Genomic DNA, 13,971 nt, shown 5'->3' on the forward strand with positions numbered 1-13,971 from the left:
CACAAAAAAAATGCGAAACTCTATATAAGATTAATAATTTTTGGGAGATTGCACATTCATATTTTCATGTGGACAGGACAAATCGAGTGATATCATTGGTGTTCTTACAGCTTGAAAATAGGACATATTCGTTGTGCTATAAAAAAGTTTAATGGCTAATTCTGTAACCTTTTCACGAGATAAACCCTCTAAATAGTAGGGGAGTAAATTCGGCCGGCCGTTAAACACCAGCAGGCCAGAGAAGGAGGTAAAAGCATGAAATGGAGAAGTATGGACGATCGGCAATTGGATGAGGCTATCAAAAGGGAGATTGAAAAGGAATTATCCCTCATCAAAGTTCCCGATGTGGATGAGGAATGGAAAAAATTTCTCTTACGGCTTGAAGAATTGGAGTCTGAAGAGAAGAAAGACCGGGACGGCAGCCCCGGTTGAGACGGCCGTCAAAGTTATCCTCGGGCCTGAACGCACTACAGCATTTCTCTCATTTTCCCGATAAATTCATTGATCTCGCCTTTGTATTTTTGGTGGGTTTCCGGGTCCGCCGGGGCTAATTTCGCCAGTTCCTTCAGCAATTCGTTGAAGGATTTGGCCAGGCTGTCAAAATGAAAAATAATTTTGTTGGCGGAAACCTTAGCCCGGGCAGTTTTAAGTTCTTTCTCCAGGGCGGCGATTTTGCCGGCGGATGCGTCGCCTTTCTTAGCTGCTTCCAGCTGCTCCTGCAGGGTCTTGATGGTGGCTTCGTTCGTCCTGCCCGCCGCCTTCAGGCTGGAGGCCTGTTTTCTCAGGTCGTCGCGCTCGGCGGTTAATTGAGTAATGGTGTCGTTGGGAGCCGGCTCTCTTTCTTGGACTACCTGCTGAAGCTCGCGGGTAGACAGGCTGGCCACATCGTTCTCGACGATGAAGGACTCACGCTCCTCCTCGGGAACCCCCAGGAGGATAACCGCCTGGGTGTAGCTTAAACTCGTAATCGATTCCGAATTTGCGCCGCCCTGATGGCCGGCGGTCAGCTTGGACCCGTACTCCGCGAAGACGCGCATCAGTTTATTGGCTGTGCTTTGGGAGTAACTCACCGAGCTTTCCAGCCATTTCTGCCATTCGCCATGATCGACCATGGCCTTGGCCTCCGTGAGGCGGCGTCCAATCTCAACGGCACTCTGAAGAAGGATTTTTCCGGTTTGTTCTTTGATACTGTTGATTTCAGCCGCAATGATTTGAGGCGTACGGCTGCTTAGTTCCAGATCCATACAATCTGCCCCTTTACTTATTATTCAGCTTTTCCAGTAGAAAAGCTCCATAAGATTCCGGCGGCAGGGCCGGACCCGGTCAGAAGAGCGGCCTGAATGGCCGCTAAAGAGTAAAAGGATTAATACTGGGGCGGATCATATAAATCTGCAGTAGTGGTATCCACCACTTTGATGTCGCGGATACCACCCAGCTCGCCCCCGGTTGTCATGAACATATTCTTAGCAAGAATAAGGTTCATGGCGGCTTCCGCTTCCAAAGCGGTTAACTCTTCTTTGGGGGCGGGCAAAGTAAGACTAAAGGTGCTCCCCAGAGTCGTCGCGAAAGTCAAGCGTAGGATCTTCTTTTGACTGTTCTCAGCCATATTCGGACCTCCTTTGAACAAAATAGTTCATAGTTTACTCCTCGATGAGATCATAGCGGTTATTCCGGGTTACGGATATTAAGGGATAGTCTAACAAATCAAACAGTGCGACCGCCACTTCATAAAGGTCGGCGTCAGTTACCTCTGCCTTAAGCCCGGTAATGCTCTTTTGCCGGATAACCGGCGAGCCGTTGACCATTCCGGTCTGATACCGGACGATCATTTCCGTAGCTAAAGGAATAGAAACGACTGTCATGATTATTCCCCCCTTAGTTTGATGTTGACCGGCCCTGAAGGGGCCCGTCTCTATACTCTATGCTCCCCTGGGAGAGGGGGTTACACTTGTCTGCAAGAAACTTCCTATATTTGTAATTTTGGGATGTGGAAATGGGAAAATTTTAAGGCTAAAAGATCTTGACATCCGATAGACATATCTCTATAATTTAGGCAATTTACCTAAATCCAATCAAGGATTAGCCGAATGGCTAATCAAATGGAGGGGAGCGCACTGCTCGGCAATTGGCTGCAAAAACATGTGCTGATCGAATACTCGCCGTTTTTAGAAATGGTGGTCAGCCTTCATGTTTTACAGGATCCGGAACACCATTTGGGGAGACTGAATTGGGCACGGGAAACAGAGGCCTTACTTTCCCCTGCTCTGAAAAGGCAACTAGTCGAATTGGGGCAGATTTCCAACGATTGGCTGAACCTTTATGATCTCCATGATCTGGGTGGTTTTCAGGAATCCTCAGTAGAAGAAGGAATCGAAAAGCTTTTGGCAGTTGAGGAGAGACAGTTTGTCTACTGCTTGCTGGGGCAAGCCATGCCGCTGGACCAGGTCGATCTGTGGTTGCAGGGTAAGGAAGTGGATAAGGAACAATGGCGGAAGGAACGGCCTCTTTTACTCAAGCCGGCCACTTGGCGCCGATAATTTGCAGAGCTGCTCCTCACCTATTACCAGGAGCATTTTTCCAAAGAGCTGCGCCGGATCGAGCCTTGGTTGATTTCTTCTGTGCATACCTTCCAGGAAAGGCTTCGTAAAGAGCCTCTGGCGGTCATGGAATCCATTCATCCGCGTTTTGTTCTTGACGAACAGGAAATTCTTTTCTATAAAGCCCAAACCTGGCGGTTTTCCTATCAGGACATTGCCAGGATTATAGTTCGACCGTCCGCGTTCATAGCCCCCCATCTTTTATTGGGGACCAATGAATCTACAGTTACTGTGGGGTACGCGGTAACCGTTCCCGGTGCGGAACGCTATGACGCTGTTCCCAGGGATCTGCTGGGTATCATGAACGCCATGTCGGATGAGAGCCGGATGAAGATTCTCAGGCAGGTGTTTTATCATCCCTACTGTACCCAGCAGTTAGCGGATATGTTGGTCGGCGGCGTTCATCTAGCCGGTTGGTGGAGCGTTCCTTTAGGGTTGCTGATTCTGGCGGTTTCAGCTGTGATTTGGGGTGGATTTTTAAATGTAATTTTCTTATTTTCCAGGGACTCGGGTTTTCTCTACACTATCCTGGATGAACCCATGCTGATTTTTTCCGGAGTGCGTATTCCCGTCGCCGCCCTGCCTTACTGGGGAAAACTGATCGCCTTGGTATTTCCCCTTACCTATGTATTGGAGATTCTGAGAAACCTGGTCATCGAAGGATATGGCTTTACTCAGATTCTTCCCTCCTTAGGGGGGTTATTGGCAGTGCTGGCGGTGCTTTGTCTTTTAAGCAGCCGTTTGGTGATCCTTGCCGAAAAGCATGCTCTGCGTACTGGGAATCTCAATTTGTTCTAAAGGGAAAGAATTGGGACGTGAAAGTGGGGAAACATAATATTTACTAGATTTCCACAAGATTCTTATACTGGAAAGGAATATATCATAATGATGACGAAATATAGTAGTAGTACTACTTAAATAGTGCTGCTTAGTGGTCGCGGTCAAGGCTCGATTGTGCAGATGGTTTCTTAGTCAGTTGATGAGAGCCCTCATAGGGCGGCGTCGATTAGGAATAATCTAAAGGGAGTGAGCGTTATGAGTTTATTCAAAAGGGTGAGTGACAACATCAGGGCCAATCTTAACAGTTTGCTGGATAAGGCAGAAGACCCGGAAAAAATGTTGGATCAATATCTGCGGGATATGGAAGAGGATATTGCTGAGGCGGAAGTGGCTGTAGCCAAGCAATTGGCAGTGGCCTGGAAATTCAAAGCCCAGCTGGATGATGCGGTGGCTCTGGTTGAAAAACGGGAAGCTCAGGCTATGGAGGCCTTGGCAAATAACCGTGAAGACCTGGCCCGCCGAGCTCTTGAGGACAAAAAAATCAATAAGGCCAAAACCGAGGAATTCCGTCGGCAACACGAAAACAGCAGTGCCATGGCGGAACAGCTTCGCTCTGAGTTAAAAGAGATGAAAAATGAATACGAAAAATTGCGGGTTAAGCGGGATACCCTGGTAGCCAGGGCCCAAGCGGCTAAAGCCCAGCAAGAAATCTATGGGGCCGTGAGCGGATTGGGTAAGGACAGCACCCGGAGGAACTTTGACAGAATGGCGGACAAAGTCCTGCGTATGGAAGCCGAGGCCAAGGTGGCTGGGGATTTAAAGGAAAAAGATCTTGATCAGGAATTGGAGTCCCTGGGCAAGGATGCCGAAATCGAGAAAGAATTGGCAGCCTTAAAGGAACGCCTTATGACCAAAAACGAGTAAGGGCCGGAGGTTAAACAGCGCGGGGAGGGGATAGTTATGCTGGAGGCATACTGGATGTGCTTAATCGGCGGAGTGCTTTTCGCTCTGGTGAGCATCATCTTTGGTGATGTATTAGGGGATATCTTTGACGGTTTATTCGACATCCTCTCTTTCGAACATTTGGATTTTCTCCAGCCGATGGTTTTGGTGGGAGGAATCACGACCTTTGGCGGGGCCGGGGTAATGTTGAGCCGCTATACGGTTATGGAGCCTATTCCCGTAGCCCTGCTGTCTCTGATGATTGCCATTGCCCTCTCGATTGTGGTCTATTTTGCTTATGTGAAGCCTATGAAAAACAGTGAGAATTCCATAGGTTTTTCCATGAAGGATCTTGTAGGAAAAATTGGTGAAGTAAGTGTTCCTATCCCGGTGGGAGGTTATGGAGAAGTGATTCTTAAGGTTGGGGCGGGCAATACCAACCAGATCGCGGCCACTCTTGATCAGGCGGACATACCTGCCGGAACGAGAGTTGTGGTTGGGGAAACAAAAGACGGAATACTTTATGTATTCCCTTATGATAAGGAGGAAATGTAATGTTGGATTTTTTAGCGATACCTATGATTGTGCTGGGAGTCATCATTGTGCTCGGGTTGGCCTTTTGGGCCAGGTATAAGACGGTAGGTCCTGATCAAGCCATGATCGTTACCGGTTCTTACCTGGGCACTAAAAATGTTTATACCGACGAATCAGGCCGCAAGATTAAAATCGTCCGCGGCGGCGGGGCCTTTATTCTGCCGGTTTTCCAGCAAGCAAAATTTATCTCCCTGCTTTCCCATAAGCTTGACGTTACCACTCCGGAGGTGTACACGGAGCAGGGGGTTCCGGTGATGGCGGATGGGGTGGCGATTATCAAAATCGGCGGTTCTGTGGAAGATGTGGCTACGGCAGCGGAGCAATTTCTCAGCAAGCCTGCTCAGGCTTTGAGTCAGGAAGCCCAGGAAGTTTTGGAAGGACATCTGCGGGCGATTTTGGGGATGATGACTGTTGAAGAAGTCTACCGTAACCGAGATAAGTTCGCTCAGGAGGTCCAGGGGTCTGCTGCCAAGGATTTACGGAAAATGGGTTTGCAAATCGTCTCCTTTACCATCAAAGATATCCGCGACAAAAACGGTTACCTTGAAGCCTTAGGTAAACCGAGGATCGCTATCGTCAAGAGGGATGCCGAAGTTGCGGAAGCGGAAGCAGTGCGTGATGCCCGGATTCAGAAAGCGAAAGCCGCCGAAGAAGGTCAGAAAGCGGAGCTGTTGAGAGATACCAGCATCGCTGAAGCAACCAAGGAAAAGGAACTCAAAGTCGCTTCCTTCAAAAAGGAACAGGATACGGCTATGGCTGAGGCTGACCAAGCCTATCATATTCAGGAAGCCCGTTCCCAGCAACAGGTCACAGAAGAGCAGATGAAGGTTACTTTGGTCCAGAAAGAAAAAGAAATCGAAATTCAGGAAAAAGAAATACTGCGCCGCGAGAAGCAATATGATGCTGAAGTGAAGAAAAAGGCCGATGCCGATAGGTATGCAGTGGAACAGGCTGCGGAAGCGGATAAAGCCAAAAGAATGCGGGAAGCCGATGCCCTAAAATACAAGATTGAGGCGGAAGCCAAGGCTAATGCCGAGCAGAAGCGCCTGGATGGTCTGGCTATAGCCGAGGCTGAAAGGGCGAAAGGAACGGCTGAAGCGGAAGTAGTCCGTTTGAAGGGATTAGCTGAAGCCGAGGCTAAGGAAAAACTGGCCGAAGCCTTTGAAAAATATGGTCAGGCTGCCGTTCTGGACATTATCGTCAAGATGCTGCCCGAGTTAGCCGGCAAGATCGCCGAGCCCTTGAAAGCCATTGATAAATTGACGGTTGTTGATACCGGAACGGGGCAAGGGGCAGCTAAGTTAAGCAACTATGTCACCACTCTTATGGCTACCGCCCCGGAAATGCTCAATAGCGTGTCAGGAATCGATCTGGAAAAGCTGGTAAAACAGCTCACCGGTGAGGTTGTGGATGCAGCTGAACCTGAAAATAAAAATAGGCAGGAATAGTCAGGCCAACCAAAGGTGCGGAAAATTTTCCGCACCTTTATCAATGTGCACATGGCCGCCGGTGGTGTCAGGGGCTACTCCAACAGCTCAAAGATCTCATGCCAGCGCTTTTCCAATCCTTCCTTCTCAGCATAGACCTGTTGTAATTGGGCTAGATCCACAATCTCCCGGAGTTTAAGATCCAGGGATGATATCTGTTCCTCCAAATCTTTGAGTTCTGATTCCAGTTTTTCGAGGCGATAGTCCGGAGTTATTTTATCCCTGGCCGGGAGGGATTCACTCCCATCTTGTTTGAACGTCGGTTTCTCTCTCTTGGGTTGTATTTTCTCGTTATGAACCTTCTCAGTTTGATGAGTGGTGGTTCCCATCTTCTCTTCCGCATAGCTGAAGTTTCCCTCAAAGCAGTGCACTGCTCCGGCTTCGATCCAATACACCTTATGAAAGAGCTTATTGAGAAAGTAACGGTCATGAGAGACAGCCAGCAAGGTTCCGTCATAGTTTTCCAGGGCATCCTCCAGGACTTGCAGGGAGTCGATGTCCAGATGATTGGTGGGTTCATCAAGGATCAGGAGATTATTATCCTGATACATAAGCTGGGCCAGGCGGAGCCGCATCCGCTCCCCGCCGCTCAGCTGAGACACCTTCTTATAAACCATAGGCCCGTAAAACAGGAAGCGGGCGAGAGTATTTCTGGCTTCTCCTTCAGCCATGGGGATGTCTTCACGGAAAAGCTCGATCACTGTTTTTTCTTTCGTGTCGGAGAAAACATGCTGGGATAGATAACCGATTTTGACATTGCTGCCGATACGCACTTTCCCTTCGTCCGGGCTTAGCTCCTGTAAGATCAATTTTATTAAAGTAGACTTTCCTGTGCCATTTGCACCGACGATGGCCCCCCGCTGACCAAAGGAAAGGTGGAGATTGACATGGGTGAAAAGCGACTGCTTGCCGAATCCTTTAGCTACGTCCTGAAGGAGAATCACATCTTTGCCGCTTCGTTCGGAAGCTTCCATCTCCAGATTCATTTTTCTGCGGTTGAGCTGAGGACGATTGAGTTTTTCCATGCGTTCCAGGGCTCTTTCGATATTCCTGGCTTGCCGGTAGAGTCCTTCGCCGGAGGGATAAGCCCGACTGGCCCATTCCCGCAAACGTTTGATGGCTTCCTTCATTTTTTTGATCTGCTTTTGCTGTTCCTCATAAGCATGGAATTCGTTAAGAAGGCGTTCTTCCTTTTCTTTCACATAGCCTGTGTAATTGGTATGGTAGTGGTGCAGCTCACCGTCCGCTAAATCCAGGATCTTCGTTACGATTTCATCCAGAAAAAAACGATCATGCGAGATAACCAGGACAGTGCCGTTGTAAGTTTTCAGGAAACTGCCCAGCCACTTGACCGCAAACAGGTCGAGATGATTGGTGGGTTCGTCCAATAATAAGAAATCCGGGTTTTTAAGAAGAGTAAGAGCCAACCCGACCTTCGTTTTTTCTCCGCCGCTGAGAGTAGCAAACGACCTGGGCAGCAAGTCCCTGATGTTGAGTCCCTGGGCTATTTTTTCAAGGTTGGCTTGGATTTCATAGCCACCTTGGAGTGTGAATTGATTGAGGAGAAGGCCGTAGCTTTCCATAAGTTTGTCCAGTTTGGTTTGTTCTTGTTCCAGAGACATGGCTGTTTCAAGTTCCCTCATCGTCTCTTCCATCTCTAAAAGTTCACGATAAGCGGTCATCAGGACATCTGTGGCCGTTAATCCATCTTCAAAGTCCGGGATTTGCATAAGATAACCGGTTTTTGAACCTTTCTTCCAATGGACTTGCCCGGCATCAGGGTCTTCTTTACCGGCCAACAGTTTGAATAAGGTGGTTTTGCCGCTGCCATTAGGGCCGACTAAACCGACCCGCTCATTTTCTTGGATCTCCAGGGATATATTCGAAAAAATAGTGTTGCCGCCGTACATTTTGGTCACTTTGTTAACACTGCATGCAATCATGATTTACCTCCATTATTCATTTAAGATCTGAAAACACAAAAAAGCTATGGAAAGACACTGCCCCCATAGCTTACAAAAAGATACGATAGTAAAAAAGAGGAGCTTTCAACTCCTCAATAACTACCACATAAGATATAAATAGAAATGGGTAAGAGATGTTTTCGCCGTTTTAGATTTGCTATTCAATTGCTGAAAAAGGGCATAATAATCCCCTTAAAAGCAAAAGTGGCAAATTTAGCACGGTTAATATATAAGAATTCCATTAGAAATCCGTGCCATAAAACAGCTTGCATCCTTACTCACCTCCTCGGAAATTCCTGTGATTATACCATTCTATTTTATCAGGAATAGTATAATTTTCAAGAGCCAGGGAGAATGATTACAAAAAAATAAAAAGCACAAAAAAACACTTGTTAGAACAATTATTAACAGGTTATAGTAGATTATCGGATAATATTACCTTTTGGATAAGTATTAAATAAAAATTAAGGAGGGGAGAAGGAAAAACAAAGATGCAATTTAGGGATAGCTACTTTGGTTGTAACGAAGCACGGTAAGAAGTAAGGGAGACCTCTTAAGGTAAAGTAAAGCAAACAAAGAGGTTCCAGTGGAAAGGTTGAGGAGAATGAATTTTGGCTTGAGAAAGAAATTAGTAGCGAGTTTCATAATACTGATTTCTATTCCTGTGGTTGTCTTGGGGGTTATGTCCTATACTATGGCTGCCAATGCGTTGCAAGAAACGATAGAACAGCAGCTAAGCGATACTACCAAACAAACAGCTGAAGCTATTTCAGGGGATATGAAAGCAGCCCGGAATATCTTAAATGTAATGGCCACCAATGAAAATTTGGCAGAAGTTATTCTTGATCAAAACAATGGGGAACTAAGCTCCCGGGTGTTCACCTATCTGAGTACCCTTCAGAAAGAAAACAATGATCTGTTTGAAAGTCTGATTTTGACAGATGCTCAAGGTCGGGGAGTAATAGATAACAGCAGTATTAGTACAACGGCTGACTATGCACAGCGTGAGTATGTACAAAAGGCTTTGCTTGGCTCAGTCTCACTTAGTGATGTGATTATATCTATGGTTACGGGAAATACTGTAGTCGCGGTAGGCCAACCGATTAAAGCCGATAATCAAATTGTCGGGGTGCTTATTGGCACGATAAATTTCAATCAAATCGCCAAGCATGCGACAAAGATCAAGATCGGTGAAAACGGATATGCTTATATGGTGGATCGGAGCGGATTGCTGGTAAGCCATCCTGTTCAGGAAAAAATACTGACTGAAAATCTGTCCGATACAGCCAGCGGAGAGCTAAAACAGCTGATCGAGCGCATGAAGGCGGGAGAGGCCGGGGAAGGATTCTATACCTATGAAGGGGTATATAAATATACTTGTTTTGAGCCTGTAGAGAGCTGGGTAGTAGCTGTGACGGCTAATTATGATGAATATATGGCCGCGGCCTTATCGATCCGGAAACAAACCATCATACTCATCCTCAGTGCTTTAACTATCGCGCTGCTCATTGCCGTACTCATCTCCAATAATATTGTCAAGCCGATCAAGCAACTGCAAAGTCTTATGGAGAAGGCAGGCCAAGGGGATTTGACCGTTCAGTCGGAAATCAATACCAGGGATGAAATCAGAACTTTGGGCGAATCCTTCAACCAAATGATCAATAGCCAGTCAACGATTGTTAAGCATGTGCGAAGAGGCGCCCAAGATCTTGCCGCATCCTCTGAAGAGCTGGCAGCCTCTTCGGAGCAGGTAAGCTCCAGTAGTCAGGAAATCTCAGCCAGCATCCAAGAGGTGGCCAGGGAGGCGGAGGAGCAGAATCATGCGGTGTTGGATGCTTCGCAAACTTTAGTGGAATTGTCCAGTATGGTTCAGCTGGCTCAAAACCGTGCGTTAAAAATTAACCAAAGCTCGGAAAATACCAAGCAAGCCGCTCAGGAAGGCCGAATTAAGGTTAATAATACAGTGGAAGCTATCGAAATGATCAATATAAAATCACAAGATACCATGACTGTCCTCCAGGAATTAAATCAATTGTCCACAAAAGTGGGTGAAATTATTACGACGATCAACGCCATTGCGACTCAAACCAATTTATTGGCGTTGAATGCGGCGATTGAAGCTGCCAGAGCCGGCGAACATGGCAGAGGGTTTGCCGTTGTTGCTGACGAAGTGCGCAATTTAGCCGAGCAATCCAATCTTGGCTCCACGGAAATATCCACCCTGGTCACGGAGATGATTAAACAAACCGAGAAGGCGGTCAAATCGATGCAGCAAGAAAAAGAAGCTGTTGAGAAAGGTGTCGAAGTGGTCAGAGAAACGGATCACACCTTTGCGCAAATCATCAAAGTAGTGGAGGAAACGGTTGGCAATATTAAAGAGATCGTTGAGCTTACAAGGGAGGAGGTTGCTACTTCCGATCAAGTCATTAGTTTGATTGATAAGGTAGCGACGATCACCGAAAATACAACGTCAAACAGCCAACAAGTTGCCGCGGCAGCGGAAGAGCAAGCCGCTTCAACAGAGACGGTTGCAGCAAGTGCTGAAGAAATCAGTGCCTTAGCGGTTTCTCTTGATGATTTGGTACGGCAATTCCGCACAAAAGAAACGGGGGAATAGAGAAGGGGAGCTCTTGATCCAAGAAGTTTTTTCCTTATTGTAAGAATAGTGTTACAATAGAGTCGGAAGCTTAATCATCTGCACTGGATGAGGCATGGGCAGCATACAAGGAGGAAAGAAAGATGGTCCAAGTTACGTTTTTACCAGGGAAGAGAACAATTGATATATCGGAAGGCAGCACCATTATGGAGGCGGCCATCGCGGCAGGGGTGCCCTTGGAAAGTACCTGCGGAGGCAGAGGAACGTGCGGGAAATGTAAAGTTCAAGTCGATCCCACCCTGGTCGATCCTGCCCTTGATATGGGGAAATTTCTCAGTGACTCGGAACGGAAGGCCGGCTGGGTTTTAGCCTGCCGCTATAAAGTGGCGGAAGATTTAACCGTTAATCTCAGTGAATCCAAAGATGCTCACCAGCGCAAAACCAATTTAAGCCAGTTGGAAGATATCGACCTTGCGCCAAGCATAGAAAAATATGAGCTTAAATTGGCTAAACCGACGGTTCATGATCAGACGCCGGATTGGGACCGCCTCATGGCCGCTTTGCCTTCATCCAAGATTCATTTTAATCGTCTGATTGCCGCAAGACTTCCTCAAATCCTTCATCAGTCGAATTTCCATGTGACTGCGGTAGTGGACGGGAATACCCTATTGGCAGTGGAGCCGGGTGATACCACTCAAAATAGCCATGGTTTTGCTATCGATATTGGCACGACGACTACGGTGGTTTATCTGGTGGATCTGCTTCAGGGAAAGATTCTGGACAGCGACGCACTGACGAATCCTCAGCGTGTCTTTGGGGCTGATGTGATTTCCCGGATTACCCATGCGGCTAAGGGGCCGGAACAGTTGCAGCAGCTGCAGACGGTGGTGGTGGAAGGTCTGAATACGATCATCTCCAGATTATGCAAGAGAAATGACTTGAAGCAGGAGGAAATCTATCAGGCCGTCGTGGTGGGAAACACCACCATGAGCCATTTATTCCTGGGGATCGACCCTACCTATCTGGCGCCGGCGCCTTTTATTCCCGTGTTCCGTCAGTCTGTTCAGGTGAAGGCTGCGGAGTTGGGATTAAATATTCTTAAGACAGGTCATGTGGTGGTCGTTCCCAATGTGGCGGGTTATGTGGGAGCAGACACGGTAGGGGTGATGATCGCCGCTAAAGTGGATCAGCTGCCTGGTTATACTTTGGCTGTGGATATCGGTACCAACGGGGAAATCATCCTGGCCGGCGGGAAGCGGATTCTTACCTGCTCTACAGCCGCAGGTCCGGCCTTTGAAGGAGCAGAGATCAAATACGGCATGCGGGCGGCGGACGGAGCCATCGAGCGGGTCAAAATCACTGATGATGTGGAACTGGCGGTGATCGGCAATGCCAAACCCATTGGTATCTGCGGTTCAGGCTTGATTGATGCTATTGCCCAAATGGCTGAAACAGGAATCATCCATGAAAGCGGACGAATTGTCAATGAACCTGAGGATATGGACAAACTCCCTCCCAAGATTCAAGAGCGGATTCGTAAAGCAGAGGGCGGATTTGAATTCGTATTGGCCTGGGAAAAAGACACTGGTCTAAAAGAAGATGTGGTTCTGACCCAAAAGGATATCCGGGAACTGCAGCTGGCCAAGGGGGCTATTCTGGCCGGAATCAAGATTCTTATGAAAGAGATGGGAATCGGCCTGGAGCAGCTGGACCGGGTACTGCTGGCCGGGGCCTTCGGCAACTACATCAGCAAGGAAGCGGCACTGCGGATTGGCTTGTTCCCGGATGTACCCTTGGAGAAGATCCAGGCCATCGGCAACGCTGCCGGTGATGGGGCCAAAATGATCTTGCTATCAAAAGAGGAACGCAAAAAGGCTGCTGTGTTAGCCGAGCATGCCGAACATTTGGAGCTGTCCACCCGGAGTGATTTCCAGGAGGAGTTTATAGATGCTTTGTCGTTTGAGAGATAAGCAAAGAGGGGACTGTCGCGGTGGCAGTCTCCTTTTTTAGGGCTAAATTCGGCAGGGATTCGTTGGTATGGTGGGGGGCAAATTCGGAATCGATTACGAATTATGAGGTCAGTGTTATAATTTTCTTTCCATATCTATCTTCTTTTAATTATTTGGTTTAGAGAGATATGGTGGAGCAAGATCAGACCACTTACTGGCGTCTAATAAGCTGAGGTGATTTTTTAATATGAAGAAGTATTCTTGTTTGTTATTATGCACAGTGGCCATAGGCTTAACCTTTTTGTCAGGATGCGCAAGCGCCGGCGGCAGCTCAGCCGCAGGGACCAACACCATTATCAAAACTGATTCAGGCCAAGTTCTTGAAACAACGGACTGGGAGCCTACCACCTATGAAATCGTCAATAACTTTGAGGGTGTAACCATGGGGGTTAAGGAGGGGACTGTGTCTTTAACCGGCTTGACGTTAAACTTTTCCAATAGTTCAGACAAGCAGTGTATCTATGGCGATTATTTCTTGCTGGAGAAGAAAGTCAAGGAAACATGGTATCAGGTTCCGACCATTATTGATAATTACGGATTTCATAGTATTGGTTATGATTTGGCTGCAGGTGGGAATGGGGAAAGGAAAGTTGATTGGAGCTGGCTCTATGGGAAGCTGGAGCCCGGTGACTATCGTATCGTGAAGGATATCTTGGATTTTCGGGGGACGGGAGATTATGAAAAATACTATTTAGCAGCGGAGTTTTCAGTTGATGAGGGGACGAAATCAGCTGACTTAGCCCCTATGGTCATGATTAAAGGGAAGCTCTATCTGGATACCGGCAAAGAAAGTGATATCAAAGGAAGATGCGGAGTCATGGATGGGGAAGTAACGTCAACAGTAGAGCCTTTTGAAAAACCTGCTCAAGATAATCAATCTAATTTTGGCAGTGGGTACGGATACCAGTTTGTTGATGAACGCAGTGTGGATATCCTTATGAATGGAAAATGGCTTAGATTTGAGCTTTCGTAATCCGTGTTGTTTGCTAATTCTTGCCTGAC

General features: G+C 47.4%; 14 protein-coding genes. 9 read left to right on the plus strand and 5 right to left on the minus strand.

The annotated features are described in order from the left end of the window. Positions 1-255: 255 nt before the first annotated feature. Entirely contained in the window at positions 256-432 is a 177-nt protein-coding gene (locus BUA14_RS28095; RefSeq protein ID WP_005811248.1) for a hypothetical protein, read from the plus strand. A 35-nt stretch (positions 433-467) separates the two neighbouring features. Here BUA14_RS28095 and BUA14_RS21500 read toward each other — a convergent pair whose 3' ends face one another. From BUA14_RS21500 to BUA14_RS21510, 3 genes are all read right to left on the minus strand, one after another. After that, positions 468-1,244, minus strand: a complete 777-nt coding sequence (locus BUA14_RS21500) for a DUF3102 domain-containing protein (RefSeq protein WP_072774482.1) — start codon at positions 1,242-1,244, stop codon at positions 468-470. Between the two features lie 119 nt (positions 1,245-1,363). Then, the gene (locus BUA14_RS21505; protein ID WP_072774483.1) at positions 1,364-1,606 is read right to left on the minus strand and encodes a DUF2922 domain-containing protein; all 243 of its coding nucleotides are present in this window, start codon (positions 1,604-1,606) and stop codon (positions 1,364-1,366) included. Positions 1,607-1,640: 34 nt separating this feature from the next. Continuing rightward, positions 1,641-1,862 carry a DUF1659 domain-containing protein gene (locus tag BUA14_RS21510; protein ID WP_072774484.1) on the minus strand — a complete coding sequence of 74 codons (222 nt, stop codon included), beginning with the start codon at positions 1,860-1,862 and terminating at the stop codon, positions 1,641-1,643. A 225-nt stretch (positions 1,863-2,087) separates the two neighbouring features. Between BUA14_RS21510 and BUA14_RS28595 the strand changes: the two genes are divergently transcribed. From BUA14_RS28595 to floT, 5 genes are all read left to right on the plus strand, one after another. Continuing rightward, positions 2,088-2,537: a DUF5937 family protein gene (locus BUA14_RS28595; RefSeq protein ID WP_242954719.1), complete on the plus strand. Its 450-nt coding sequence runs from the start codon at positions 2,088-2,090 to the stop codon at positions 2,535-2,537. A gap of 81 nt (positions 2,538-2,618) precedes the next feature. Further along, the gene (locus tag BUA14_RS28600; protein WP_242954720.1) at positions 2,619-3,395 is read left to right on the plus strand and encodes a hypothetical protein; all 777 of its coding nucleotides are present in this window, start codon (positions 2,619-2,621) and stop codon (positions 3,393-3,395) included. 237 nt (positions 3,396-3,632) lie between these two features. Continuing rightward, the gene (locus BUA14_RS21520; RefSeq protein ID WP_072774485.1) at positions 3,633-4,301 is read left to right on the plus strand and encodes a PspA/IM30 family protein; all 669 of its coding nucleotides are present in this window, start codon (positions 3,633-3,635) and stop codon (positions 4,299-4,301) included. Positions 4,302-4,337: 36 nt separating this feature from the next. Next, positions 4,338-4,874 (plus strand): NfeD family membrane protein, encoded by a 537-nt coding sequence (locus tag BUA14_RS21525; protein WP_072774486.1) that lies wholly within the window; start codon positions 4,338-4,340, stop codon positions 4,872-4,874. Then, positions 4,874-6,361, plus strand: a complete 1,488-nt coding sequence (floT, locus tag BUA14_RS21530; RefSeq protein ID WP_072774487.1) for a flotillin lipid rafts scaffold protein FloT — start codon at positions 4,874-4,876, stop codon at positions 6,359-6,361. The genes BUA14_RS21525 and floT overlap by 1 nt, the downstream gene beginning before the upstream one ends. Before the next feature lie 74 nt (positions 6,362-6,435). On the opposite strand, the gene abc-f is transcribed toward floT, so the two are convergent. Both abc-f and BUA14_RS29010 read right to left on the minus strand, forming a co-directional pair. Then, positions 6,436-8,343 (minus strand): ribosomal protection-like ABC-F family protein, encoded by a 1,908-nt coding sequence (abc-f, locus tag BUA14_RS21535; RefSeq protein ID WP_072774488.1) that lies wholly within the window; start codon positions 8,341-8,343, stop codon positions 6,436-6,438. 182 nt (positions 8,344-8,525) lie between these two features. Next, positions 8,526-8,636 carry an RAxF-45 family protein gene (locus BUA14_RS29010; protein WP_427846699.1) on the minus strand — a complete coding sequence of 37 codons (111 nt, stop codon included), beginning with the start codon at positions 8,634-8,636 and terminating at the stop codon, positions 8,526-8,528. Positions 8,637-8,980: 344 nt separating this feature from the next. On the opposite strand from BUA14_RS29010, the gene BUA14_RS21540 reads away from it, so the two are divergent. The 3 genes from BUA14_RS21540 to BUA14_RS21550 all read left to right on the plus strand — a co-directional run bounded on the left by BUA14_RS21540 (position 8,981) and on the right by BUA14_RS21550 (position 13,942). Continuing rightward, entirely contained in the window at positions 8,981-10,981 is a 2,001-nt protein-coding gene (locus BUA14_RS21540) for a methyl-accepting chemotaxis protein (RefSeq protein WP_242954721.1), read from the plus strand. Positions 10,982-11,103: 122 nt separating this feature from the next. Next, positions 11,104-12,930, plus strand: coding sequence for an ASKHA domain-containing protein (locus BUA14_RS21545; protein WP_072774490.1), 1,827 nt, complete (start codon positions 11,104-11,106; stop codon positions 12,928-12,930). Positions 12,931-13,156: 226 nt separating this feature from the next. Beyond that, on the plus strand, positions 13,157-13,942 hold the full coding sequence (locus BUA14_RS21550) for an immunoglobulin-like domain-containing protein (protein ID WP_072774491.1): 786 nt from the start codon (positions 13,157-13,159) through the stop codon (positions 13,940-13,942). Positions 13,943-13,971 lie beyond the last annotated feature (29 nt).

Origin of the sequence: Desulfitobacterium chlororespirans DSM 11544 (genome assembly GCF_900143285.1) — a bacterium.
Classification (GTDB): Bacteria; Bacillota; Desulfitobacteriia; order Desulfitobacteriales; family Desulfitobacteriaceae; genus Desulfitobacterium; species Desulfitobacterium chlororespirans.

Coding starts and splice junctions, on each gene's coding strand:
- BUA14_RS28095 (WP_005811248.1), top strand. CDS start 256: ATGAAATGGAGAAGTATGGACGATCGGCAATTGGATGAGGCTATCAAA.
- BUA14_RS21500 (WP_072774482.1), bottom strand. CDS start 1,244: ATGGATCTGGAACTAAGCAGCCGTACGCCTCAAATCATTGCGGCTGAA.
- BUA14_RS21505 (WP_072774483.1), bottom strand. CDS start 1,606: ATGGCTGAGAACAGTCAAAAGAAGATCCTACGCTTGACTTTCGCGACG.
- BUA14_RS21510 (WP_072774484.1), bottom strand. CDS start 1,862: ATGACAGTCGTTTCTATTCCTTTAGCTACGGAAATGATCGTCCGGTAT.
- BUA14_RS28595 (WP_242954719.1), top strand. CDS start 2,088: ATGGCTAATCAAATGGAGGGGAGCGCACTGCTCGGCAATTGGCTGCAA.
- BUA14_RS21520 (WP_072774485.1), top strand. CDS start 3,633: ATGAGTTTATTCAAAAGGGTGAGTGACAACATCAGGGCCAATCTTAAC.
- BUA14_RS21525 (WP_072774486.1), top strand. CDS start 4,338: ATGCTGGAGGCATACTGGATGTGCTTAATCGGCGGAGTGCTTTTCGCT.
- floT (WP_072774487.1), top strand. CDS start 4,874: ATGTTGGATTTTTTAGCGATACCTATGATTGTGCTGGGAGTCATCATT.
- abc-f (WP_072774488.1), bottom strand. CDS start 8,343: ATGATTGCATGCAGTGTTAACAAAGTGACCAAAATGTACGGCGGCAAC.
- BUA14_RS29010 (WP_427846699.1), bottom strand. CDS start 8,636: ATGCAAGCTGTTTTATGGCACGGATTTCTAATGGAATTCTTATATATT.
- BUA14_RS21545 (WP_072774490.1), top strand. CDS start 11,104: ATGGTCCAAGTTACGTTTTTACCAGGGAAGAGAACAATTGATATATCG.
- BUA14_RS21550 (WP_072774491.1), top strand. CDS start 13,157: ATGAAGAAGTATTCTTGTTTGTTATTATGCACAGTGGCCATAGGCTTA.